The following is a 23,999-nucleotide window of genomic DNA, read 5'->3' as shown; positions in this document are numbered from 1 at the left end:
GTTTTAATACAATAGGCAACAAACCTAATGCTAATAAAATCCATTTCCTTACGGATTTACGTAAGCCAATGTTATTTTTTTACTATTTTTTTTAAACGTAGTGTTTTTCATTCCCTCCTACCCCACAAAAAGAAACCGCCTCATTACCTAAAATGAGGCGGTTAGCAGTATTTAAAATTACAATTTATAAATAAAGTAATGGTTCTTCGCCAAAAACAGTGGAATTTAAAAAAGGCAATTTATTAGTGAAACATAAAAAAATCTGCTAAATCTGCGGGAAGCAATTTAAAATTTATCCCGCAGATTTGGCAGATTTAGCGAATCCCGTAGCTACCGAAAATTGATTTTCCATTAATTATGGCGAAGAACCAAAGTAATTACAAAATATAATCGGTATTGATGAAATTAGATTCTTTGCTGTTTAACAATTCTTGTAAAATCGCATTGTTGTACTCATTATCTTTGGAAGCTACAAAGGTTCTAATCGAGAACGAACGCAATGCATCGTGAATACTCAAAGTCCCCACAGCCGAGTCCTTACGTCCTGTAAACGGGAAAACGTCTGGGCCTCTCTGACAAGAACTGTTTAAATTTACACGACAAACCAAGTTTACAAGTGTATCAATAAGTGGTGCAATGGTTTTGATATCTTTACCAAACAAACTCACTTGTTGTCCGTAATTAGATTCGGCCATATCGTTGAGTGGTTCTTGAATATCCTTGAAAGTCAAAATAGGCACCACAGGCCCAAATTGCTCCTCTTGATACACACGCATCGCTTTATTTACTGGAAATAAAACGGCTGGAAATATAAAATTATCTGTGGTTTCGCCGCCTTTTGCATTGATAACTTTGGCACCATTGGCTAGTGCATCCTCAATTAATTCTTGAATGTAGGCTGGTTTTTCTTTCTCTGGAAGTGGCGTTAATGCAACTGATTTCTCCCAAGGATTTCCAAAAATCAACCCATCCACTTTGGCCGCAAAACGTTTGTTGAACTCTTCGGCAATGGATTCGTGAACGTATAAAATTTTCAAGGCAGTACAGCGTTGTCCATTAAAGGATAAAGAACCTGCGATACATTCTTGAATGGCCAAATCCAAATCAGCATCGGGTAGGATTATGGCTGGATTTTTTGCTTCTAATCCTAAAATTAAACGCAAACGGTTTTTGTTAGGATGTTGATCTTGCAAAGCAATAGCTGATTTACTATTGCCTATTAAGGCCAATAAATCTACTTTACCGGATTGCATTACAGGCGAGGCTACTTCACGACCTCTACCATATAAAATATTGATGGCTCCTTTTGGGAAACTACTTCTAAAGGCTTCTAACAAAGGGGAAATCAATAAAACGCCGTGTTTTGCTGGTTTAAAAATTACGGGATTACCCATAATCAAAGCAGGAATCAACAACGAAAAAGTTTCATTCAACGGGTAATTGTAAGGACCAAGACACAATACAACTCCCAGTGGGCCACGGCGTACCATGGCGTGAATGCCTTGTACTTTGGAGAAATGAGCCGAACGAGAATTGAGTTCTTTCAAACTTTCTATCGTATCATAAATGTATTCTACGGTACGATCAAACTCTTTCTCGGAATCTCCCAATGATTTTCCTATTTCCCACATCAAGAGTTTTACCACTTCGGTTCTGGTGGTTTTCATTTGAGTGACAAAGTTTTCCATACACTTGATGCGATCCACAACTTTCATCGTTGGCCACAATCCTTGTCCGTTATTATAAGCAGCATGAGCCGCGTCTACCGCTTCTAGCGCTTCGGCCTCGGACATAAACGGGATAGAACCTAATAAAGTAGGTTCATAGACATCCGTAGAAGATATAGTGGAATATACAGGAGTCATTTTGCCTGTCCATAGTTTTAACTCACCATTAACTAAATACGTATCTTGTGTTACTAGCGTTTTAATCTGGTATTCTTCTGGTATTGCAATCATCTTTGGTTGGTATCAATTAATAGTAAAAAGAAAACTTTATTGCGGTAAATTCTATGATTAAATGGTATTATTCTGGGGCAACAACTTCGCCGTCCCAGTCTAGTATACCGCCCATTAAATTATAAGCGTTTTCAAAACCCATTTCATTCATAATTTCGCACGCCTTGCCACTTCTAGCACCCGAGCGACAGTATACATAATAATTTTTGGATTTATCCAATGCTTCAATGGCAGCGATAAACTCTTGCCCTTTATGAATATCAATATTTATGGCGTTTTCAATAATTCCGTCATTGTATTCATCCTCGGTTCTTACGTCAAGTAATACGGCGTTTTGATCGGCTTCCAATTGAGAAACCCAATCTTCTTGTGTTAAATTCATAGTATGTTTTTTGGTAAAAATACGATGTTTTTGCCAAACAACAGAAGCTCTTTTTGTTAAATGGATTATTATTCAAAGAAAACGTTTGAGTGAAATAAAAAAAGCGATGAAATTGAGTATTTCTCAAATTATTCTTAAAAAAATCAACAAAATTTAATTTATACACCTCTATTTTGATTATTAACTACATTTAAGACTAAAAGAGCAGCTCAAAAACGATTCGTAACAGTTATATATTTGTATTATATTTACGGCTTAATACTATGATTTACAGAATTTGATTCGATACCTTTTTGGGTTCTTGCTTGCGTGAGGGATTGAAGTGGAGCTCTTTTTTTGACTACCCTGTCAGGGTTTTGAACCCTGACAGGGCAGTCAAAAAAAAGCGGGAACGGAAAGCCCGACCCGAAGTTTTTACGGAGGGTCACGCCCAAACGAGCTTTTGCAACTGCCGAAGTAAATAACAGAAATAAACGATATTTATATAAAAAATACTGGTTTTTTAATTTTGAAATTTAAAAATGAACGACGGGCTACAACAACTATTTCCATCCTTTTCAACCGACCTACTTCAAGCTATTACCGACAAAGGGGTTGACCAAACGGCCACCGCAGGAAGCGTGCTCATGCGAACGGGACAATACATAAAAAACACCGTTCTAGTGACCAGCGGTAAAATAAAAATCTATCGTGAAGATGCTGATGGTGGCGAATTTTTTATGTATTACCTGCAACCTGGACAGGCTTGCGCCATTTCGATGGTGTGTGCTACCAAAAGCGAAAAGAGCCAAATCATGGCCAAAGTAGTCGAAGAGGCCACCTTAATTGCCATTCCGTTACCGCTGATGGATAAATGGATGATGGAGCACCGCAGCTGGTACGAATTTGTAATCGATACCTACCGCAGTCGTTTTGAGGAAGTGTTGGAAGTGATTGATAGCATTGCCTTTAGAGCCATGGATGAACGATTGGAGTTTTATCTAAAACGCCAGAAAGAATCTTGTGGTTGCAATGATCTAAAGCTTTCGCACCAAGAAATTGCCTCGGATTTGAATACCTCAAGAGAAGTTATTTCTAGATTACTCAAAAAAATGGAACAACACGGATTGGTACAACTGCATCGCAACCATATTGAACTTTTAAAAATTTAGTTTCTGCAATGTGACATTTATTACATTTTAAATCCTATTCTTACGTGACCTTTGTACCCAACAAAAAAGTATAGCATGGAATATATAGGTTATTTTGCTTCGATTATAATTGGGATTTCATTGGGATTAATTGGTGGCGGTGGGTCTATTTTGACGATTCCTATTTTGGTGTATTTATTCAAAATAAATCCAGAACAGGCCACGAGTTATTCGTTGTTTATTGTGGGTTTTACCGCTTTATCAGGCTGTATTAGCCATTACAAAATGGGAAATCTCAAAATAAAATCGGCACTATATTTTGCTATTCCTTCGGTTTTTTCGATTTTATTGATTCGTGAAGTTATTTTTCCTAAAATTGCCGCTACTCTTTTCTTTATTGCTTCGTATCAAGTATCCAAAAGTTTCTTGATAATGATTGTTTTTGCAGTTTTAATGATGGCTGCGGCACTTTCGATGATTCGGAAAACAAATGTTGTAATTACTACTACAAAAACCAATTACGCACAACTCGCCTTAATAGGATTTGTGGTAGGAATAGTAACGGGTTTTCTGGGTGCTGGTGGCGGATTTTTAATCATTCCTGCTTTGTTATTTTTTGCCAATTTGCCCATGAAACAGGCCGTTGGAACCTCGTTGCTCATTATTTTTATCAACTCCTCCATAGGTTTTGCGGGGGATTTATACCTTGGTACGCCTATTAATTATTCGTTTCTATTGACCATTTCGGGAATTGCTTTTGTAGGAATGCTCATTGGAACAAAACTTTCCAAAAAAATAAATGGCGATAAACTCAAACCTATCTTTGGCTGGTTTATCCTTATTATGGGACTTTATATACTCTCCAAAGAAGTCTTTTTATAAAAAAAACGAAGGTGTAACAAATGTCACTTTAGCTACTCAAAAACAACAGTATCTTTACCATATAAAATAGAATGAACATGCAAATAGAACAAATTTACACGGGTTGTTTGGCGCAAGGCGCCTATTATATTACTTCAAATGGCGAGGCGGCAATTATAGATCCTTTGCGAGAAGTACAACCCTATTTGGAGCGTTTAGAACGTGATAATGTCACCCTAAAATACATTTTTGAGACTCATTTTCATGCTGATTTTGTTTCTGGCCACCTTGATTTAAGTCGGGAAACTGGGGCAAAAATCGTGTATGGGCCAACTGCTAAACCAGAATTTGATGCTACAGTGGCTCTTGACAATCAGCGTTTTGAAATTGGAAACATCCAACTAAAAGTTCTTCATACGCCAGGACATACTATGGAAAGTAGTACGTTTTTAGTATTGGACGAAAACGGAAAAGAGCACGCTATTTTCTCGGGAGACACCTTGTTTATAGGCGATGTGGGTCGTCCCGATTTGGCTCAAAAAGCCGCAAGCATGACCCAAGAACAATTAGCAGCCACCTTATTCCATTCGCTACGAGATAAAATTATGACTTTGCCAGATTCTGTAATCGTTTATCCAGCTCATGGTGCAGGAAGTGCGTGTGGCAAAAATATGAGTAAGGAAACGGTTTCGACCATTGGGAATCAAAAAGCGACAAATTATGCCTTGCGCGCCAACATGACCGAAGCTGAATTTGTAACCGAAGTAACCACTGGGTTATTACCCCCTCCCGCCTATTTTGGGATGAATGTAGCCATGAATAAAAAAGGATACAACGCCTTCGAGAACGTGCTTGATTTAGGAATGAACCCCTTATCGGCAAATGAGTTCGAAGCTGTTGTTGCAGATACCGGAGCACTAATTCTGGATACTAGAAACAACACTGATTTTTGTAAAGGATTCATTCCACAAGCCATAAACATTGGCATCGATGGCGATTTTGCTCCTTGGGTTGGTGCGCTTATTGCCGATGTAAAACAGCCTATCATTCTAGTTACGGATGTGGGTCGAGAAGCAGAAACCGTGACCCGATTGAGTCGTGTGGGATTTGATTCGCTCGTGGGACATTTGCAAGGTGGATTTGCCACTTGGAAAAATGCTGGCAAAGAAACCGATACCGTTGCTCGTATGACTGCCCCAGAATTCGAACAAAAAATAGCATTGGAACACGATACCATTATTGATATTCGGAAAGAAAGTGAATACGCTGCTGAACATATTGACCAAGCCTACAGCAAACCCCTGGCGTATATTAATGAATGGATAAAAGACATTAACCCAAAAGAACATTTCTTTTTGCACTGCGCTGGCGGCTACCGCAGTATGATTGCAGCGTCCATTTTGCAAGCCCGTGGGTATCGTAATTTTACCGAAATCGAAGGTGGTTTTGCCGCTATTGCAAAAACCACGATTCCAAAAACGGATATTGTGTGCCAAAGTAAAATCCTACCCTAACTCAATTCAAAAAATATTCAAAAAATCAATTAAAACGTTGTATCAAGAAAAAAAATAGGGGCAAATCGACAAATTAATTCGGGTACTAATTGCCCTTATCCTTGCTTTTTTATTTTTTACCAATACTGTAACGGGTTCAATTTCAATATTATTATTGGTTTTGGCGTTTATATTCTTGGCTACCAGTTTTATCGGATTTTGTCCGCTATATGTTCCTTTTGGAATTTCAACCCAGAAAAAACAATAATACTATTTTAAAGTGGCTGTAACTGTGCACAATAAACTACCTTTATATAGTAATCCTAAAAACAAATCTAATGTCTGCATTCAATACGCTTATCAATTCCGAAAAGCCCGTTTTAGTCGATTTTTTCGCCACTTGGTGTGGCCCATGCCAAATGCTGGCTCCCGTATTAAAACAAGTAAAAGAGCATTTGGGAGAACGTGTTTCGATACTAAAAATAGATGTGGATAAAAACCAACAAATAGCGGCTCAATACCAAGTGAGAGGTGTCCCTACATTGCTTTTATTTCAAAACGGAAAACAATTGTGGCGGCAATCTGGTGTACTTTCTAAAGACGAATTGATTGCTATTATTGAAGAAAAGAGTCACTAAACAACTCACATTTCCTTTAAAAAAATAGAACCTATCATTTAGATGCCCATAAATTAGCTAGCACCAAGACTACTTCGCTACCAACCATTTATACAACATAAGTTCTAAATCCGATTTAATAATGGGTTTCGAGATGTAATCATTCATGCCTGCTTCTAGGCATTTTTCTTTTTCGCCAAACATTATTCCTGCTGTAAGTGCAATAATAGGGATTGTAACATTTAGTTTTCGTAGGGCAATGCTGGACTCATATCCATTCATAATAGGCATTTGTATGTCCATCAAAATCAAGTCAGGTTGTATTTCTTGGAATTGCTCCAATGCTGCCAATCCGTCAAATAACTCATAAATAATGACATTAGGAATGGCTTTTTTGACCATAGCTTTGGCTAACAACATATTTATTTTATTGTCTTCTACAATTAGAATCTTGAAAACGGTCGCACTGTCATTATAAAAAACGGTTTCTGTTTTTGATAAATCCATTACATCACTATTTTTAATTTTTTCATTGCTAGCCACTTTAAATCGTATCGAAAAGAAAAAATCACTGCCTTCGCCATACGTACTCAATAAATTCAGTTTGCTATTGGCTAAACCCAAAAGCTGATTGGATATGGTAAGCCCTAAACCAGATCCGCCAAATTTTCGAGTCGTTGAATTGTCCTCTTGTTCAAAGGAATTAAATATTTTCTTTTGGTTTTTTTGTTTGATTCCAACGCCCGTATCTTTAACCGAAAATTTTATTATTGCTCGATTTTTTTTGGTTGTTTTCACTCTATCTATAATCAATTGTATTTGCCCAAAAGAAGTAAATTTTACCGCATTACTTAATAAATTGACTAGGATTTGCTTTAACCGCAAGGAATCGGCTAGAATAAATTGCGGTACATCAGGAGCAATATTCAAGAACAAATCAATTCCAATTTTATTGGCTTGGTACTTGAACAAATCGATGACTTGATCCGCTAATTCGAATAAATTTGTTTTCTCGATATGCAGTTCTAATTTTCCCGATTCAATTTTAGAAAAATCCAACACATTATTTATAATTTCCATCAATGTATTTGCTGATTCATTAATGGTAGACATGTATGCCAATTGGTTTTTTTCGAGATTGGTATCCATTAGCAACTCGCTAAAACCTACTATTCCGTTCAAAGGCGTTCGAATTTCATGGCTCATATTGGCCAAAAAGTCCGATTTGGCTTTATTTGCTCCTTCGGCTTGTTTTTTGGCAAGCAATAATTCGGTGTTGGTTTGTATGAGTCTTTCGTTAATTTCTTCGTATTCTTCGTTTTTCAAAAGCAAATTTTGCTCATTTTTTTCGGCTTTTTCTTTGGCAACAGTCAATTCTATTTCCAGTTCTTTTCGAACAGTTATATCTCGAATAGTTCCCAGCATTACACTAGGTTGCTCCACACCGTCTCGCTTGATGGCACCCTTACCATGAACCCAACGCACGGCATTATCATTGACCCTGGTGATTTTATATTCTTGGTTAAAAAGTGTTCTTTTTGCAATTACCTCCTCCATTAAATACGCTATAAGGGACTGTCTAAAATCAGGATGTACGATTTCAAGCCATTTTTGTGAGGTTAGATCAAAATCAGAATCAATTCCAAAAATTTCATTTAAAATAGGATTTCGTGTCCATTGATATGTTTTCATATCAATACTGTAAACGCCAATATTAGCAATGACTTGGGTTTCGTTCAAAAAGCTTTCATTTTCTATAAATTGCTCTTGCGAAACCTTATAATCCGTAACATCCTCCGCAAAACCGTATTCTATGGTAGCACCATACGGGTCAATGATAGCATTTGATTTAGACGAAATCCAGCGTATTTTACCATCAGGACGAAGAATTCGATACGAAATAACCATTGGAGTTTCAGGCACCAAATTTTGGTAGGCATGAATGACGAGTTGTTGATCATCGGGATGAATCGCATTCAAAAAATCAGAGGAATCCCTATACAAATCTTCACATTTGCGTTGCCAAATCAGCTCATAAGATGGACTTATATAAAGTGTTTTCGAAAGGTCTAAATTGTACACCCAATAGACTCCAGACCTGCTTTCTATTAAATTTTGAAACAATTCTTTAGACTGTATTACAGCGTTATAGGTTGGTTTAACTTCTTCCATTGTTGCCAAATAAATCATCATTTTTATAAAATGCAATAAACCTAAAGAAAATATACTTTAAAACAAAGCATTTCGTTTTATAAACAGCTGTTTCTTGTATTAAATTGAGTTTCTAATTTGAAAAAATAACCTCAACCCATTTCCTAACTTAAAAAAAAGCTTGTTTTGGTTTGAAACCAAGGAATTACAGGAGCGATTTTTTCTCTTAAACAAAAAATCAAACAATTGAATTACAACACATTAAACAACACAACCATTATATTAATCTATTTTTAACAAAATAATAACACACATTTGTATATACAAATATAAAAAGTGTTACATTTGTATCCACAAATAACATTGTTCCGTTATGAAAATTGAAGAAGAAATAAAAAGCACAGTGGTATTAGCAATTTCAAAAAAAATCATTCTTAACATTTTGTACACTCAAAATGTCATCAACGATAAATTTGCCGAAATCCTAAAACCCTATGATATTTCGGGAGAACAATATAATGTGTTGCGAATATTACGAGGTCAAAAAGGCTGTCCTGCCAATATGTGTTCCATTCAAGAACGCATGCTTGCCAAAACCAGTAACACGACTCGATTAGTCGATAAGTTGTTATTGAAAGCGCTTGTAACTCGAAATGTTTGCCCTGAAAATAGACGAAAAATAGAAGTGTTAATCACTAAAAAAGGATTGAATATGTTAAACGAATTAGATCCAAAAGTGGTGGAACACGAAATCTTTTTTTCAAAAAACATGAATACCCAAGAATTAGAATCATTAAACGAATTATTAGAAAAATACAGAAACCAATAAATTAAACACAAATGAGCACTTTTTTAGAAAATCAAAATTGGAGATACGCAACAAAAAAATTTGATGCTACCAAAAAAATTTCAACCGAAGATTTAAACACCTTAAAAGAAGCAATTCGTTTAAGTTCATCCTCTTTCGGATTGCAACCTTACCAAGTAATTATTGTTGAAAACCCAGAATTGAGAGCACAATTGCAACCAGCATCTTGGGGACAATCTCAAATTGTTGAGGCTTCGCACCTACTTGTTTTTGCTAGCAAAACGGATGTAAGTACTGAATATGTTGATAGTTATGTTCAAAATATTGCTACAACGAGAGGATTAACACTAGCGGATGTGAATCCCTATGGCGATTATATGAAAGGATTTTTAGGCAATGTTCCCGCTGATGTTATCCCAATTTGGACAGCCAAACAAACCTATTTAGCACTCGGGAATTTACTAAATGCCGCTGCCGAACTTAAAATTGATGTTACCCCAATGGAAGGTTTTATTCCTGCACAATACAACGAAATTCTGGGCTTAACGGAACGTGGTTTAAATGCTAGTCTAGTAGCAACAATAGGATACCGTAGCGAAGAAGATGCCACACAACATTACGCAAAAGTTAGAAAATCAACCGAAGATTTATTTATCACTTTATAATTACTAATTCAAAATTCAATATTAATTTAAAACAAACTACACATGAAAAACTTAAAATCAATTGCAGTAGCATTAGTAGCTTTCGCTACAATCACAGTATCAGCTCAAACTAAAAAAATTGACGCTGCAAAAAGTTCAATCAACTGGTTAGCAACTAAAGTAACAGGAAAACATAATGGAACTGTAAACTTTAAAGATGGTGCTATCGTTTTTAAAGGAAAAAAAGTAACTGGCGGAACGTTCACTGTTGACATGACTTCATTGACTGCTACTGATTTGACTGGAGAATACCAAGGAAAATTAAACGGTCACTTGAAATCAGAAGACTTTTTTGGAACTGAAAAAAACCCAACTGCAGTATTAGTTTTCAAAAAAATCGCTGTAAAATCGGCTAATGTTTACACTGTAACTGCTGATTTAACCATCAAAGGAAAAACAAATCCAGTAACTTTTGACTTGACTACAACAGCTGATTCAGCTACTACAACATTCAATGTAGATCGTACGAAATACGACATTAGATATGGTTCTAAATCATTCTTTGAAAGCATTGGTGACAAAGCAATCTCTGATGAATTTGAATTGACAGTGGCTTTGAAATTCTAATTTCAATCCTAGATACTACTCAGAAGCCCCAGCAAGAAATTGTTGGGGTTTCTTTTTTTAACAAAATCATAAAAAATAGTGTTTTTTGAATATTTTATTTGAAAAATCAAATTACATTTCTATATTTGTTCCAATAAAAAAAACATGATAACAATTACAAATAATACTTGGTGGTGGAACAATTTACGTCAAACGTCGTGAACAAAGCACCTGTAGTATCATTTTAAACTATATATAAAAGGCTTGTCATCACGACAAGCCTTTTTTTATGCATAAACGCTATTTATTGCGTTTCAAAATAATAAAATGAAAACATTTAGTACATACAGCTCTCGACCTGTTTGTACACAAATAAAAAATATAAAAATGAAAACATTTACGCTAAATACACATCACAAGCAAATCCTTGCCGATACGATTACTCCGGTAAGCGTTTATTTCAAAATTCGAGATAAATTCCCAAATAGTTTACTCTTGGAAAGTAGCGATTATCACGGTAACGACAACAGTTTTTCGTACATCTGTTGCAACCCAATCGCTTCCATAAAAATCGAAAACGAAACTATTTTCAAAACCTTTCCCAACGGAACTTCCGAAACCCTTTTGATAGGTACCAAAACCGATATCCCGCAAGTAATTCAAGAATTTTCAGGTTTGTTCCAATCCGAGAAAAACGATTTCAAATTCATCAATAACGGTTTGTTTGGGTACATTTCGTATGATGCCGTTCGTTATTTCGAAAAAGTTACTATCGCCAAAAAAGACACCGAAACCACCATTCCCGATGTGTATTATGCGGTCTATCAAAACATCATTGCCATCAATCATTTCAAGAACGAAGCCTATATTTTCTGCCATAGTTTGGACGGAAAAAACAACATTGCCGAAATCGAACAATTATTGCAATCCCGAAATATCGCTTCCTATAAATTTGCCCGCAATGGCGAAGGCAGTTCCAACCTAACTGACGACGAGTTTAAGTACAATGTGGCTTTAGCAAAAAAACATTGTCATAGAGGAGATGTATTCCAACTGGTTTTATCTCGCCGATTTACCCAAGGCTTCAAAGGAGACGAATTCAATGTTTACCGAGCTTTGCGAAGCATCAACCCCTCGCCTTACCTCTTCTTTTTTGATTATGGCGATTTCAAGATATTTGGTTCTTCGCCCGAAGCCCAAATTATTGTCAAAAACCGTAAAGCCGAAATTCACCCTATTGCAGGAACATTCAGAAGAACAGGTGACGACGAAAAAGATGCGGTTTTGGCCAAAAAATTATCCGAAGACAAAAAAGAAAATAGCGAACACGTGATGTTGGTGGATTTGGCTCGAAACGATTTGAGTCGTCACGGACACGGTGTGGAAGTGGAACGATATAGAGAGGTGCAGTTTTTCTCCCACGTGATCCATTTGGTTTCTAAAGTAACGGGACATTTACACGAGAAAGCCACGACAATGCAAGTCGTTGCCGATACTTTCCCAGCAGGAACGTTGAGCGGCGCACCCAAACACAGAGCGATGCAATTGATCGAAGATTACGAAAAAACAAATCGTAATTTTTACGGAGGTGCCATTGGTTTTATGGATTTTGAAGGCAACTTCAATCACGCCATTATGATTCGGACGTTCTTGAGCAAAAACCACCAATTGCACTGCCAAGCGGGAGCTGGAATCGTAGCCAGCTCCGACGAAGAAAGCGAAATGCAAGAGGTTTATAATAAATTATTGGCGTTGAATAAGGCGTTGGATTTGGCGGAGACAATTTAGAAAAAGAAAAAAGAGACAAGAAGAAAGAGACAAGAAGAAAGATAAAAAAATGAAAAAAATACTAGTCATAGACAATTACGATAGCTTCACATACAATTTAGTGCATTATCTGGAAGATTTAGATTGCGAAGTTACCGTTTACCGTAACGATGAATTTGATATTGACGAAATAGCCCATTTCGACAAAATTTTACTTTCTCCAGGGCCAGGAATTCCGGATGAAGCAGGTTTATTGAAAGCCGTGATTGCTAAATATGCACCAACCAAAAGTATTCTTGGCGTTTGCTTGGGTCAACAAGCCATCGGAGAAGTCTTTGGTGGAACACTTTCTAATTTAGACAAAGTGTATCATGGGGTTTCATCGATGGTAAAAAAATCGGTAACAGACGAACATTTATTTGAAGGTTTAGAAGATGAATTCGAAGTGGGACGCTACCATTCTTGGGTTGTCGATGCCAGTTTACCCGATGTTTTAGAAGCCACATCATTTGACGAAAACGGACAAGTTATGTCGTTGCGTCACAAAACATATGATGTTCGTGGGGTACAATTTCATCCAGAAAGCGTGTTGACACCAAACGGGAAAAAGATTTTGGAGAATTGGTTGAAATCATAAAAACGTGACGTAGATACGTTGCAATGCAACATATCTACACAATAAAAACAATAACAATGAAAAACATCCAAATTTCCGAAACAAGAAATCTAAATATTGCAGCTATTTTAGATTTATACAAAGCCAATGAATGGAGTTCGGCAAATAAACCAACTCAATTGTACAATGGTCTTTTGAATTCTGAAACCTTGATTACGGCTTGGGATGAAACCAAATTAGTGGGACTGGGAAACGCTATTTCTGATGGGTATTTAACCGTTTATTACCCACATTTATTAGTACTTCCTGACTATCAAGGCAAAGGAATTGGAAAAATGATAATGGACAAAATGCAAGAGAAATACAATCATTACCACATGCAAATGCTAACCGCAGATGGGAAATCAATTGATTTTTATAAGAAAAATGGTTTTGAACGCGCTGGAAATACAGCACCCATGTGGATTTATTCTGGAAACGAACATTAAAAATGTAGAAACGTGCGGTAGAGACGTTGCTATGCAACGTCTCTACCGTAATACAAACAATAAAAATGAAAACAATATTAAATAGATTAATCAATCACGAGCAACTTTCCAAGGAAGAGGCCAAAAATGTATTGGTCAATATCTCCAACGGAAGTTATAACCCAAGTCAAATTGCTTCATTTTTGACCGTTTACATGATGAGAAGTATTAGCATTGACGAACTTTTTGGTTTTAGAGAAGCTTTGTTGGAATTGTGCATTCGGGTGAACTTATCCGCCTACAACACCATCGATTTATGCGGAACGGGTGGCGATGGCAAGGATACTTTCAATATTTCGACTTTAGCGTCGTTTGTAGCGGCTGGAGCAGGAATAAAAGTGGCAAAACATGGTAATTATGGGGTTTCGTCTATTTCAGGTTCCAGTAATGTGATGGAAAAACTGGGTGTAAAATTTAGTAACGATGCTAATTTTCTGGAAAAGTGTATGGATCAGGCTAGTATTTGTATTTTACACGCCCCATTATTTCATCCTGCCATGAAAAACGTAGGTCCAATTAGAAAAGAATTAGGTGTAAGAACTTTTTTTAATATGCTCGGGCCAATGATTAATCCGTCCTTTCCTAAAAACCAATTGGTAGGCGTTTTCAATTTGGAACTCGCCAGAATGTATGCGTATTTGTATCAAAATACCGATGTAAATTTCACCATTTTGCATTCATTGGACGGTTATGACGAAGTATCGCTGACTGGCCCGACCAAAACCATAACCAAAAGAATGGAAGGCGTACTAAAACCAGCAGATTTTGGAGTTGGACAATTGCTTCAAAGCGAAATCGAAGGTGGAAAAACTATAGATGAATCGGCTCAAATGTTCTTGAATATCATATCGGGAAAAGGAACTGAAGCCCAGAATAATGTGGTTTGTGCCAATGCCGCAATGGCAATTGCAACGGTAAATGGATGCTCGACTTTAGAAGGATTTCAAATAGCGCAAGAAAGTTTACTATCCGGAAAAGGACTCGTAGCTTTGAACAAATTACAGGAATTAAGTAAATAAAGTTTCGGAATTAATTAACTTTAAAATTTAAGTAAAATAAACCTTTAAACAAAAGATAATGAGTTACGAAAAGATAAAAGACACAATAGATGCTATAAAAGCTAAAGTTGCTGCTTTTGGCGAACTCACTATTGAACAAAAAAAGAAAATAAATTACAAATTCAGACTAGAATGGAATTTTAATTCCAACAGTATGGAAGGTAATACACTTACTATTGAAGAAACTCGTAGTGTAATGGTTGGGAATCTTACAGTTAATGACAAACCATTAAAAGACGTTTTGGAAATGCAAGGTCACGATCAAGTGATTGCTGAAATTTTACGCATTGGAAAGGGAGAATTAAGGCTTTCAGAAAAAAGGATTAAAGAAATCCATTCTGGTATTATGCACGAAGAAAATCCAGAGAGGAAAAATAAAATTGGACAGTGGAAAGAGCAAGCTAACGAAATCATTAATTCTAAAGGAGAAAAATATTTGTTTGTTGCTCCTGAAGAAGTTCCAGAGAAAATTCACGCTCTTTTAAACAAAACCAATGCTTCTATTGATGCTATTAATGCCAATAAAAAAAATGCACCGCATCCAATTGATGTTGCAATGGAATTTCATTTGGACTATTTAGACATTCATCCATTTTATGATGGAAATGGTAGAACAGCCAGAATATTAACTAATCTAATTCTTATTTCTTTAGGATATAATCCGTTTTGGATTAATGAAAAAGACCGTGCCATTTATTACAACTACATCAGCGATATTCAAGGATACGGAGGTTCTAAAGAGTTGTTTTTTGAATATTGTGCAGGATTAATTGAACGTTCAGAACAATTAGTTTTAAAGGCTATTCAGGATATTGATATTGAAGAAGAGGATGATTTGCAAAAAGAAATTAGTTTGTTAAAACGACAACTTGAAGGTGAAATATTCACAAAATCTCCAATAAACATTTATGATATATTCCAATTTATAAATACCGACGTTTGGCAGCCATTATCTATTATTATAAATCAATTTGATGATTTATTTAGTGAAAGTAAAACAAAACATTTGGTTAATCGTCAAAGCGAAATATATCCTACAAAATCAATATTACCGATATTCAATCCGTTTGAAAAATCTACTAAACCTAAAGAAATTACAATATTTGGACACGAGATTTATGAAAATGATATTTATAAAGTAGAATGGAATCATTTGAAATATGGTTTAAAAAAGGCAAAAAACAATACTATCTATGAAATAAATTTTTCTCTTTCGTTTGAAACAACAAGTTACAATTTGAAACTTTCAGTCAATCATCTTGAAATTTGGAAAACCAATTTTGCCTACAACGAATTTCCTCATAAAGAAGAGATTGAAAAAGTAAAAAAAGATTTAGGAAAAAATATAATTAATAATATCAAAAATGATATTCAATAATTTTAAAAAACAAAATGAACATACTCGATAGAATCATAATCGACAAAAAAAGAGAAGTCATTCTCAAGAAATCAATCATTCCTGTTTCACAATTGGAAGCTTCGGTATTTTTTGGAAAAAAGACCATTTCATTAAGTCAAAATTTACGAAATAGCCACTCTGGAATCATCGCCGAACACAAACGCCGTTCGCCATCTAAAGCCGAAATTAATTATAGTTTCACGGTAGAAGAAGTGGTAAAAGGGTACGAAAATGCCGGAGCTTGCGGAATTTCGGTTTTAACGGATGGAAAGTATTTTGGCGGTTCATTGGACGATTTATTATTGGCAAGAGCTTCAGTAACTATTCCGCTTTTACGAAAAGAATTCATTGTTGATGAATACCAAATCCTAGAAGCCAAAGCACACGGAGCCGATTTGATTTTGCTAATCGCCGCGGTTTTAACTCGGGAGGAAATCAAATCCTTATCAGAATTTGCCAAAGGTTTAGGATTGGAAGTGTTGCTCGAAGTGCATAATCTCGAAGAATTGCAAAAATCAATCATGCCAACTTTAGATATGATTGGGGTGAACAACCGCAACCTAAAAACATTTGAAGTCAGCTTGGATTTCAGTAAACAATTGGCTGACCAAATTCCAAATGATTTTGTAAAAGTTTCCGAAAGTGGCATCAGTTCTATCGAAGCCATCAATGAACTAAAATCCTACGGTTACCAAGGATTTTTGATTGGTGAAAACTTTATGAAAACCGATAATGCGGGAAAAGCGGCAACCGAATTTATTTCAAAATTAATTTAAACACGACTTTTACCAATTAACGCAAATCAAATCTGTGAAAATCTGTGAAAATCTGTGGCTAAAAAACAAACAAAATGAAACTCAAAATCTGCGGCATGAAATACCCCGATAATATTCTCGAAGTAGGCGCGCTCCTACCCGATTATATGGGCTTTATATTTTGGGAGAAATCGGCACGCTATTTTGACGGAATCATTCCAGAATTGCCAAAATCAATCCAAAAAGTAGGCGTTTTTGTCAATGCAACTGTTGAAGAAATTCTAGAAAAAATTGAAAAACACGATTTACAAGCCGTTCAACTTCATGGAGCTGAATCGGTTGCGTTTTGCGAAAAATTAAAAAAAAGTATACCAAACCGAATTGAAATCATAAAAGTATTTTCAATTTTGGATACCTTTGACTTTACGATACTAAAACCATTTGAATCGGTTTGTGATTTTTTTCTTTTTGATACCAAAGGAAAATTACCTGGAGGCAACGGAACCACTTTCGACTGGAAAGTTTTAGAAAATTATCCATCAACCAAACCGTTTTTTTTGAGCGGAGGCATTGGAATCGAGGAAATAAAAAAATTGGTAGAGACGTTGCAATGCAACGTATCTACCAATTGCAACGTGTCAATAAAAAAATTACCCATTTATGCCATCGATGTAAATAGTAAATTTGAAATAGAACCCGGATTAAAAAACGTACAATTATGTAGAGACGTTGCATTGCAACGTCTAAAATAAAAAACGTTGAATTATTGTCTAAAATAAAAATTCAAAATAAAGACGTTGCATTGCAACGTCTAAAATAAAAAAAATAAAAAAATGTCATACAACGTCAACGAAAAAGGATATTACGGACAATTTGGTGGTGCCTACATCCCCGAAATGCTTTACCCAAATGTAGAAGAATTACGCCAACAATACTTAAAAGTCACCGCCGAACCTGAATTCCAAGAAGAATTTGAGGCACTGCTCAAAGACTATGTAGGTAGACCAACACCTTTGTATTTTGCCACCCGATTATCCGAAAAATACAATACCAAAGTCTACCTCAAACGAGAAGATTTATGCCACACAGGTGCGCACAAAGTCAACAATACTATAGGGCAAATTTTGCTTGCCAAACGCTTGGGCAAAACCCGCATCATTGCCGAAACTGGCGCAGGTCAACACGGTGTTGCAACCGCTACCGTATGCGCCTTGATGGGCTTGCAATGCATCGTGTACATGGGCGAAATCGACATCAAGCGACAAGCACCCAATGTGGCTCGAATGAAAATGTTGGGAGCCGAAGTTCGTCCAGCACTTTCAGGGTCAAAAACCTTAAAAGACGCCACTAACGAGGCCATTCGGGACTGGATCAACAACCCCGTAGACACCTATTACATAATTGGTTCCGTAGTAGGACCACACCCCTATCCGGATATGGTAGCGCGTTTTCAAAGCGTTATTTCAAAGGAAATCAAAGAGCAATTATTACAAAAAGAAGGCCGTGAAAACCCTGATTATGTTATTGCTTGCGTGGGTGGCGGGAGCAACGCCGCAGGAGCTTACTACCACTTTTTGGACGAAAAAGACGTGAAAATTATCGCTGTCGAAGCCGCAGGTTTAGGCGTAGATTCGGGCGAAAGTGCCGCCACTTCTGCACTAGGAAAAGTAGGCGTTATTCACGGCAGCAAAACCCTCTTGATGCAATCTCTAGACGGTCAAATCACCGAGCCGTACTCCATTTCCGCAGGATTGGATTACCCGGGTGTAGGTCCCATGCACGCCAATTTATTCGAAACGGGTAGAGCACAATTCATTTCCATAACGGATGAGCAAGCCATGAATTGGGGCTTGAAATTATCCAAAATGGAAGGCCTCATTCCCGCCATCGAAAGTGCCCATGCCTTTGCCGTGCTAGACGAAATGAAATTCAAGAAAGACGACATTGTAGTCATCAATCTTTCCGGTCGTGGCGACAAAGACCTCAATACCTATATCGATTATTTCAAATTGTAACCTAATTGGGGCGTTACCCTCCCGAAAAGGTCGGGTCGGGCTGTACGTTCCCGCTTTTTTTATCCATTACCGCAGGTTTAAGCCCGCGGCAATAACTAAAAAAGAGCTCCACTGCCATCCCTAACGCACACGAAAATAGGAATTAGGAACGGTTGACACTTTCAAAAAAAATAGAAACTATGCAAAAATTATTCACCTACGGCACCTTGCAAAACGAAGACATTCAGGAAAATATTTTTGGACGCATCCTGCAAGGAACACCCGAAACACTCATTGGTTATGTGCTAAATGAAATTCAAATTGAAGAAGAATTTGGAATTACCCACTACCCCATCATCGTGGAGACCAACGATCCAAATGATACCATTAGCGGCATCCTTTACGAAATCACTTCAAATGATCTCCGCCAAGCCGATTTATACGAAGGATTGCATTACAAACGCATAGAAGTACATTTACAATCCAACGATATTGTGTGGGTGTATAGTGTAGCAACCTAAAATCAATACAATTACAACGTCAAAAAAACAGCTTAAAACCTGATAAAACATACCCAATGAATCGCATCAACCAAAAACTACAAGAAAACAAAAAAATACTTTCCATCTATTTTTCAGCAGGATATCCCAGTTTGAATGATACGGTACAAATCATCCAAGATTTAGAAAAAAACGGGGTCGACATGATCGAAATTGGATTGCCATTTAGCGATCCATTAGCCGATGGACCCACGATTCAAGAAAGTTCCACCCAAGCCCTGCATAACGGCATGACCACCCAAGTGTTGTTTGACCAACTAAAAGATATCCGAAAAACGGTTGCCATACCGCTGGTAATCATGGGCTATTTCAACCCAATGTTGCAATACGGAATAGAAAAATTCTGCCAGAAATGTGCCGAAATTGGTATCGATGGATTAATCATTCCCGATCTACCTGTTGGTGTTTATGCCGAGGAATTCAAAGCTACTTTCGAACAATACGGACTCAAAAACATCTTCCTGATAACGCCACAAACCTCAAACGAGCGTATTCATTTTATTGACAGCGTTTCGGATGGATTTATTTATATGGTTAGTTCTGCAAGTGTTACGGGCTCGCAATCGGGTTTTGGTAGCACGCAGGAAACTTATTTCAAGCGCATAGCAGCTATGAACCTCAAAAATCCGCAAATCATTGGTTTTGGAATCAGCAATCAAGAAACCTTCAACCAAGCCACACAATTTGCCAAAGGCGCTATCATAGGCAGCGCTTTTATACAAAACCTTACGAATAATGGAGTTGGAAGTATTGGGGAGTTTGTGGAAGCGATTCGATAATATCTTTTTGTAATCAAACCAAAGCGGCGTTTAAAGGTATTTTAAACGCCGCTTTTTTATTTACTAAACTTTAAATTAATTATAAGATTATTTTTATATATTTCGGAGGTGGTTGTATTTGGTATTGTCATACGTAGTTAGCCTAAAAAGGGCGGCTTTGGATGATTTTGACAGATTAATCTAGGAGTTAGTGGCTATTTTGCCAAAAAATCAGAAACAGAAATGAAAACTATTTATAAAACATCAATCTCTTTTATCGTTATTTTAATCATTGCATTTTCTTTAAGAGGAAGAATATCTGGTGAGAAATTCAATAGCGAAAAGTGGAAAAATTCTGATTTGAACGCAGAAGAAAATTGGACTTTACGTTGGGATATGATGAATAGTTTGCGAAATAATCATGAGCTTATCGGCAAATCTGAATCTGAAATTATAAAGTTATTGGGAAAACCAATTGATAATAATAACTCTGAATTAACATATTCTTTGGGTTATACTGGAACTGGGATTAATACAGGACTTTTAACAATCATTCTAAATTCAAAACGAATTGTAACTGACATAAAAGTTCGTCAAGGTTAATAAATATAAATGAGATGTTTAAAATACTTGATAAAATAACAGAAATTGTTGGTTGGATACAAATTGTGCTCTCGCCAACTTTAATTGGAATTGCATTCGGTTTTGGAATTTACCATAAGTTTCCTAATCTAACTGGAACGCTAATTGGAATTTTGATTGCAGTTATTGGTTTAATTATTGGAATTGTTTTGGCAACAAAAAAGTTTAAAACAACTGGAACAATTAATTTTTTGTCAAGAATAAGCGCAACACCAGAATTAGACAATGTGGAAAAGTCTCAAATTGAAAAGATAAAACGGAAAAATAAAAACAGCCACTAACACACGCTACAAGCAATTTGGGCAATTGGCTTAATTTGAAATTGGTTTTGTATTTGGAAGATTTGGCAAATCCGAATAATGGGCTTAATTTAGTCCCAAACTGCTTGTAGCGCGGGGACGTTGGCAGAGATTTTGAGCCAAAGAAAACTAAAGAAAACTAAAATTATGCAAGAATATAAATTTGAATATTCTAATCAAAAATTTGCAACTAAATTATTCATAATATGTTTTGGTTTTTTCATGTTATCTTTCATTGGAATACTTGGAATTGCAAAATTTATTCATTTACCTAAAATGATTTTTTTTGCAACGTTTCTAATTTTATGTTTTGGAATTCCTTTTTTTATTTTTTGGCTTAATCGTAAAAAAATTAAAAATTCAGGTTCAGCAAAATTAGAAAATGAAAAAGTAAAAATTGTGCTAGACAATGAAATCAAAGAAATAGAATTTAAACAAATTGAAAATTATTTAGTTCAAGTTTACAATGGCACATTATTACAGATAAAACTTTTGAATGGCGAAAAATTCAAAATGTACTCAAATTCAAATTTTTGCAATACAAAAGAATTTGATGAATTTACTGGTGATTTAGAAACTAAAATTCAGAATTTTAAAGAAGTAAACGAAATAACTATAATTAGAAAAAAAACTTTTTTTGAAAGAGTTTGGATTTATCCATTTCTTATAATAATGACAATTTCAGTAGTCATAATTGTTATTTATGGAATATATAAAGGAAAAGGAATACCGCCTTTAAAATTGATTGCTGTAATTGCTCCAATACTTTCACTTTGGGCTGGATATTTTGGAACAAAAAACAGAAACAAAAAAGAATAAAAAACCATCTGCCAACACAGGTTTTGCAAGATTGCGGGTTTTAGGCTTAATTTAAAGTTGGTTTTGTATCTTTGAGTTTAGTGTTTAACCGAAAGTTTCGGCTTCTTTAGTCCGCAACCTCGTAAAAGCCTGAGAACGTTGGCAGTAATATTTTGACGAATATTGCATAAAATAAAAATATTGTACATATATTTGTACAAATTATAATAATTATGGTAGTAACAAATATTTCAGATTTCAGAAAAGATATTAAATCTTACTTTGATAGAGTGGCAATAAATTTTGAAACTCTAATCATAAATCGTGGAAAAGATTCAGGAATTGTTGTTATTTCACTTGCAGAATATAATTCACTAATTGCAACAAATTATGAATTATCAAACAGAACTAACGAAAGTAGGTTAGATTCTGCTGTAGATAAATTTAAAAATGGTAAGTCATTTTCTAAAGACTTAATTGAGGAATAAAATGAAATATGTATTTGTTGATGAATCTTGGGAAGATTATTTGTATTGGCAAAAAATTGACAAGAATAAAGTTAAAAAAATAAATGAACTACTCAAAGATATTTCAAGAAATCCTTTTGAAGGAATAGGAAAGCCAGAACCATTGAAACACAAGTATGCTGGATTTTGGTCAAGAAGAATTGATGATGAACATAGATTAATTTACAGGTTTATCGATGATGAAATTCAAATTTTGAAATGTAGACATCATTACGACTAATATTAATACCGCTAACAGCCAAATATTGAAATAAATCCTCGGCAACAGAAGGCATCAAATACGTTCTGTGAAAAAATAAATCAGTTTGAATCGAAACTGTCTAGCTTTTTTTGTGAATATCTAAGCCAATGAATATCTTTGGTTTTAATAAGTCATCTTGTAATGGCATAATCTTCGTTTTTAGTAACTTTAAGTTATGCTTTTACATAGATACTACAAAGGATTTGGGCAATTGGCTTAATGGAAAGTTAGTTTTGTATTTGGAAGATTTGTCAGTAACCTAAATTTAAGGCTTCCTTACACCCGCCATAACATCTAATAACGAGAGCAATCCCAACACTACTATTTGGACATTTAGAGATAAAAAACTACTTTTGATACTATCAAATGATAGTATCAATGAAACCACCTTATGACATTACTTCGGAAATTTTAAAATTGATTACTTCAATTTCACAAAAACTTGGTGAAGTAAATGCTAATTATCTAAATAAACAATCCCCAAAATTACGAAAACAAAATAGAATAAAAACAATTCATTCCTCTTTGCAAATCGAAGGGAATACCTTGACAGAAGAGCAAATCACTGCATTAATAGAGAACAAAAGGATAATTGGTCCAAAAAAAGAGGTGCTGGAAGTAATAAACGCAATTACAGTTTATGACAAACTAAATGAATTTAAATTTTATTCGGATGTGAGTTTTTTAAAAGCGCATTCCGAATTAATGAATGGATTAATTGAAAATGCTGGAAAATACAGAAAGCAAAGTGTTGGAATAGTTAAAGGAACTAAAATGGAGCACATGGCACCGCCTTTTGAAAATGTTCCCTATCAAATGAAAAATTTATTCCACTATTTGAAAGATTCTGATGAATTAACATTAATCAAAAGTTGCGTATTTCATTATGAAATGGAGTTTATTCATCCTTTTCTAGATGGTAATGGCAGAATGGGGAGATTATGGCAAACTTTAATACTCATGAACGAATATCCAGTATTTGAATTTCTTCCTTTCGAAACTTTAATTAGTCAAACTCAAGATGAATACTATAAATCACTTTCGTTAAGTGATAAATCAGGAAAATCAACATTTTTTATTGAATACATGCTTGATGTAATAAACAAATCTTTAGTAAGTTTGCTCAACTATAACAATAGAATTTTAAAAGATGTTGATCGATTAGATTACTTCATAAAACTTGGCTTAACAGCGTTTACTAGAAAAGAGTATATGAATATTTTTAAAGATATATCATCAGCAACGGCAAGTAGAGATCTTAAAAAAGGGATAGAATTACAACTATTTGAAAGTATTGGAAATCTAAATAAAACCAGATATATCATAAAATAAATTACTGTTGCCAAGAGTCGTTTTATAAAATTACTCGCTTTGTATTAATGGAAATCATATTTTACACAACTACGTT

General features: G+C 35.4%; 27 protein-coding genes. 24 read left to right on the top strand and 3 right to left on the bottom strand.

Translation table 11 applies throughout. The annotated features are described in order from the left end of the window. Window positions 1-377: 377 nt before the first annotated feature. Window positions 378-1,958 carry an NADP-dependent glyceraldehyde-3-phosphate dehydrogenase gene (locus FNW21_RS11095; protein ID WP_144256814.1) on the bottom strand — a complete coding sequence of 527 codons (1,581 nt, stop codon included), beginning with the start codon at window positions 1,956-1,958 and terminating at the stop codon, window positions 378-380. A 67-nt stretch (window positions 1,959-2,025) separates the two neighbouring features. Next, window positions 2,026-2,340: a rhodanese-like domain-containing protein gene (locus tag FNW21_RS11090; RefSeq protein ID WP_144256813.1), complete on the bottom strand. Its 315-nt coding sequence runs from the start codon at window positions 2,338-2,340 to the stop codon at window positions 2,026-2,028. 521 nt (window positions 2,341-2,861) lie between these two features. Between FNW21_RS11090 and FNW21_RS11085 the strand changes: the two genes are divergently transcribed. The 5 genes from FNW21_RS11085 (at window position 2,862) to trxA (ending at window position 6,462) form a co-directional block, all read left to right on the top strand. Further along, on the top strand, window positions 2,862-3,491 hold the full coding sequence (locus FNW21_RS11085) for a Crp/Fnr family transcriptional regulator (RefSeq protein WP_144256812.1): 630 nt from the start codon (window positions 2,862-2,864) through the stop codon (window positions 3,489-3,491). A 75-nt stretch (window positions 3,492-3,566) separates the two neighbouring features. Next, window positions 3,567-4,352 (top strand): sulfite exporter TauE/SafE family protein, encoded by a 786-nt coding sequence (locus FNW21_RS11080; protein ID WP_144256811.1) that lies wholly within the window; start codon window positions 3,567-3,569, stop codon window positions 4,350-4,352. A 77-nt stretch (window positions 4,353-4,429) separates the two neighbouring features. Next, window positions 4,430-5,845, top strand: coding sequence for an MBL fold metallo-hydrolase (locus FNW21_RS11075; RefSeq protein WP_144256810.1), 1,416 nt, complete (start codon window positions 4,430-4,432; stop codon window positions 5,843-5,845). A gap of 64 nt (window positions 5,846-5,909) precedes the next feature. Continuing rightward, entirely contained in the window at window positions 5,910-6,092 is a 183-nt protein-coding gene (locus tag FNW21_RS11070) for a YgaP family membrane protein (protein WP_144256886.1), read from the top strand. Between the two features lie 70 nt (window positions 6,093-6,162). Then, window positions 6,163-6,462 carry a thioredoxin gene (trxA, locus tag FNW21_RS11065; RefSeq protein ID WP_144256809.1) on the top strand — a complete coding sequence of 100 codons (300 nt, stop codon included), beginning with the start codon at window positions 6,163-6,165 and terminating at the stop codon, window positions 6,460-6,462. 69 nt (window positions 6,463-6,531) lie between these two features. Here the strand turns inward: trxA and FNW21_RS11060 are convergent, their stop codons facing one another. Further along, a complete protein-coding gene (locus FNW21_RS11060) occupies window positions 6,532-8,634 on the bottom strand; it encodes a PAS domain-containing hybrid sensor histidine kinase/response regulator (protein WP_144256808.1) in 2,103 nt (700 codons plus the stop codon). A 331-nt stretch (window positions 8,635-8,965) separates the two neighbouring features. Here FNW21_RS11060 and FNW21_RS11055 point away from each other — a divergent pair, with 331 nt between their 5' ends. From FNW21_RS11055 to FNW21_RS10965, 19 genes are all read left to right on the top strand, one after another. Then, window positions 8,966-9,421: a MarR family winged helix-turn-helix transcriptional regulator gene (locus FNW21_RS11055; protein WP_144256807.1), complete on the top strand. Its 456-nt coding sequence runs from the start codon at window positions 8,966-8,968 to the stop codon at window positions 9,419-9,421. A gap of 11 nt (window positions 9,422-9,432) precedes the next feature. Continuing rightward, entirely contained in the window at window positions 9,433-10,065 is a 633-nt protein-coding gene (locus FNW21_RS11050) for an NAD(P)H-dependent oxidoreductase (protein WP_144256806.1), read from the top strand. 42 nt (window positions 10,066-10,107) lie between these two features. Continuing rightward, window positions 10,108-10,671: a YceI family protein gene (locus tag FNW21_RS11045; RefSeq protein WP_144256805.1), complete on the top strand. Its 564-nt coding sequence runs from the start codon at window positions 10,108-10,110 to the stop codon at window positions 10,669-10,671. A 366-nt stretch (window positions 10,672-11,037) separates the two neighbouring features. Next, the gene (locus FNW21_RS11040; RefSeq protein WP_144256804.1) at window positions 11,038-12,438 is read left to right on the top strand and encodes an anthranilate synthase component I family protein; all 1,401 of its coding nucleotides are present in this window, start codon (window positions 11,038-11,040) and stop codon (window positions 12,436-12,438) included. A gap of 49 nt (window positions 12,439-12,487) precedes the next feature. Beyond that, window positions 12,488-13,054 (top strand): anthranilate synthase component II, encoded by a 567-nt coding sequence (locus tag FNW21_RS11035; protein WP_144256803.1) that lies wholly within the window; start codon window positions 12,488-12,490, stop codon window positions 13,052-13,054. Between the two features lie 56 nt (window positions 13,055-13,110). Next, window positions 13,111-13,521 carry a GNAT family N-acetyltransferase gene (locus FNW21_RS11030; RefSeq protein ID WP_144256802.1) on the top strand — a complete coding sequence of 137 codons (411 nt, stop codon included), beginning with the start codon at window positions 13,111-13,113 and terminating at the stop codon, window positions 13,519-13,521. 65 nt (window positions 13,522-13,586) lie between these two features. Then, complete coding sequence (gene trpD / locus FNW21_RS11025; RefSeq protein ID WP_144256801.1) at window positions 13,587-14,579, top strand: anthranilate phosphoribosyltransferase; 993 nt, start codon at window positions 13,587-13,589, stop codon at window positions 14,577-14,579. Window positions 14,580-14,637: 58 nt separating this feature from the next. Continuing rightward, window positions 14,638-15,996 (top strand): Fic family protein, encoded by a 1,359-nt coding sequence (locus FNW21_RS11020; RefSeq protein WP_144256800.1) that lies wholly within the window; start codon window positions 14,638-14,640, stop codon window positions 15,994-15,996. A gap of 14 nt (window positions 15,997-16,010) precedes the next feature. Further along, window positions 16,011-16,793 (top strand): indole-3-glycerol phosphate synthase TrpC, encoded by a 783-nt coding sequence (gene trpC, locus FNW21_RS11015; RefSeq protein ID WP_144256799.1) that lies wholly within the window; start codon window positions 16,011-16,013, stop codon window positions 16,791-16,793. A gap of 74 nt (window positions 16,794-16,867) precedes the next feature. Then, complete coding sequence (locus tag FNW21_RS11010; RefSeq protein WP_144256798.1) at window positions 16,868-17,524, top strand: phosphoribosylanthranilate isomerase; 657 nt, start codon at window positions 16,868-16,870, stop codon at window positions 17,522-17,524. Between the two features lie 81 nt (window positions 17,525-17,605). Further along, window positions 17,606-18,787, top strand: coding sequence for a tryptophan synthase subunit beta (gene trpB / locus FNW21_RS11005; RefSeq protein ID WP_144256797.1), 1,182 nt, complete (start codon window positions 17,606-17,608; stop codon window positions 18,785-18,787). A 179-nt stretch (window positions 18,788-18,966) separates the two neighbouring features. Beyond that, complete coding sequence (locus FNW21_RS11000; RefSeq protein ID WP_144256796.1) at window positions 18,967-19,287, top strand: gamma-glutamylcyclotransferase family protein; 321 nt, start codon at window positions 18,967-18,969, stop codon at window positions 19,285-19,287. A gap of 56 nt (window positions 19,288-19,343) precedes the next feature. Further along, complete coding sequence (trpA, locus tag FNW21_RS10995) at window positions 19,344-20,105, top strand: tryptophan synthase subunit alpha (RefSeq protein ID WP_144256795.1); 762 nt, start codon at window positions 19,344-19,346, stop codon at window positions 20,103-20,105. Window positions 20,106-20,327: 222 nt separating this feature from the next. Next, window positions 20,328-20,687 (top strand): hypothetical protein, encoded by a 360-nt coding sequence (locus FNW21_RS10990; protein WP_144256794.1) that lies wholly within the window; start codon window positions 20,328-20,330, stop codon window positions 20,685-20,687. Between the two features lie 14 nt (window positions 20,688-20,701). Further along, the gene (locus tag FNW21_RS10985) at window positions 20,702-21,007 is read left to right on the top strand and encodes a hypothetical protein (protein ID WP_144256793.1); all 306 of its coding nucleotides are present in this window, start codon (window positions 20,702-20,704) and stop codon (window positions 21,005-21,007) included. Between the two features lie 165 nt (window positions 21,008-21,172). After that, window positions 21,173-21,844, top strand: coding sequence for a hypothetical protein (locus FNW21_RS10980; protein WP_144256792.1), 672 nt, complete (start codon window positions 21,173-21,175; stop codon window positions 21,842-21,844). A 212-nt stretch (window positions 21,845-22,056) separates the two neighbouring features. Further along, window positions 22,057-22,311, top strand: a complete 255-nt coding sequence (locus FNW21_RS10975; protein WP_144256791.1) for a type II toxin-antitoxin system Phd/YefM family antitoxin — start codon at window positions 22,057-22,059, stop codon at window positions 22,309-22,311. A gap of 1 nt (window position 22,312) precedes the next feature. After that, window positions 22,313-22,570: a Txe/YoeB family addiction module toxin gene (locus FNW21_RS10970; RefSeq protein ID WP_144256790.1), complete on the top strand. Its 258-nt coding sequence runs from the start codon at window positions 22,313-22,315 to the stop codon at window positions 22,568-22,570. A 399-nt stretch (window positions 22,571-22,969) separates the two neighbouring features. Beyond that, on the top strand, window positions 22,970-23,923 hold the full coding sequence (locus FNW21_RS10965; protein ID WP_144256789.1) for a Fic family protein: 954 nt from the start codon (window positions 22,970-22,972) through the stop codon (window positions 23,921-23,923). The last annotated feature ends 76 nt before the right edge of the window (window positions 23,924-23,999 follow it).

This window comes from Flavobacterium restrictum (assembly GCF_007097245.1).
Lineage (GTDB): Bacteria > Bacteroidota > Bacteroidia > Flavobacteriales > Flavobacteriaceae > Flavobacterium > Flavobacterium restrictum.
Note: the sequence above shows the minus strand (reverse complement) of the source record. Positions and strands in the feature narration are given on the sequence as shown.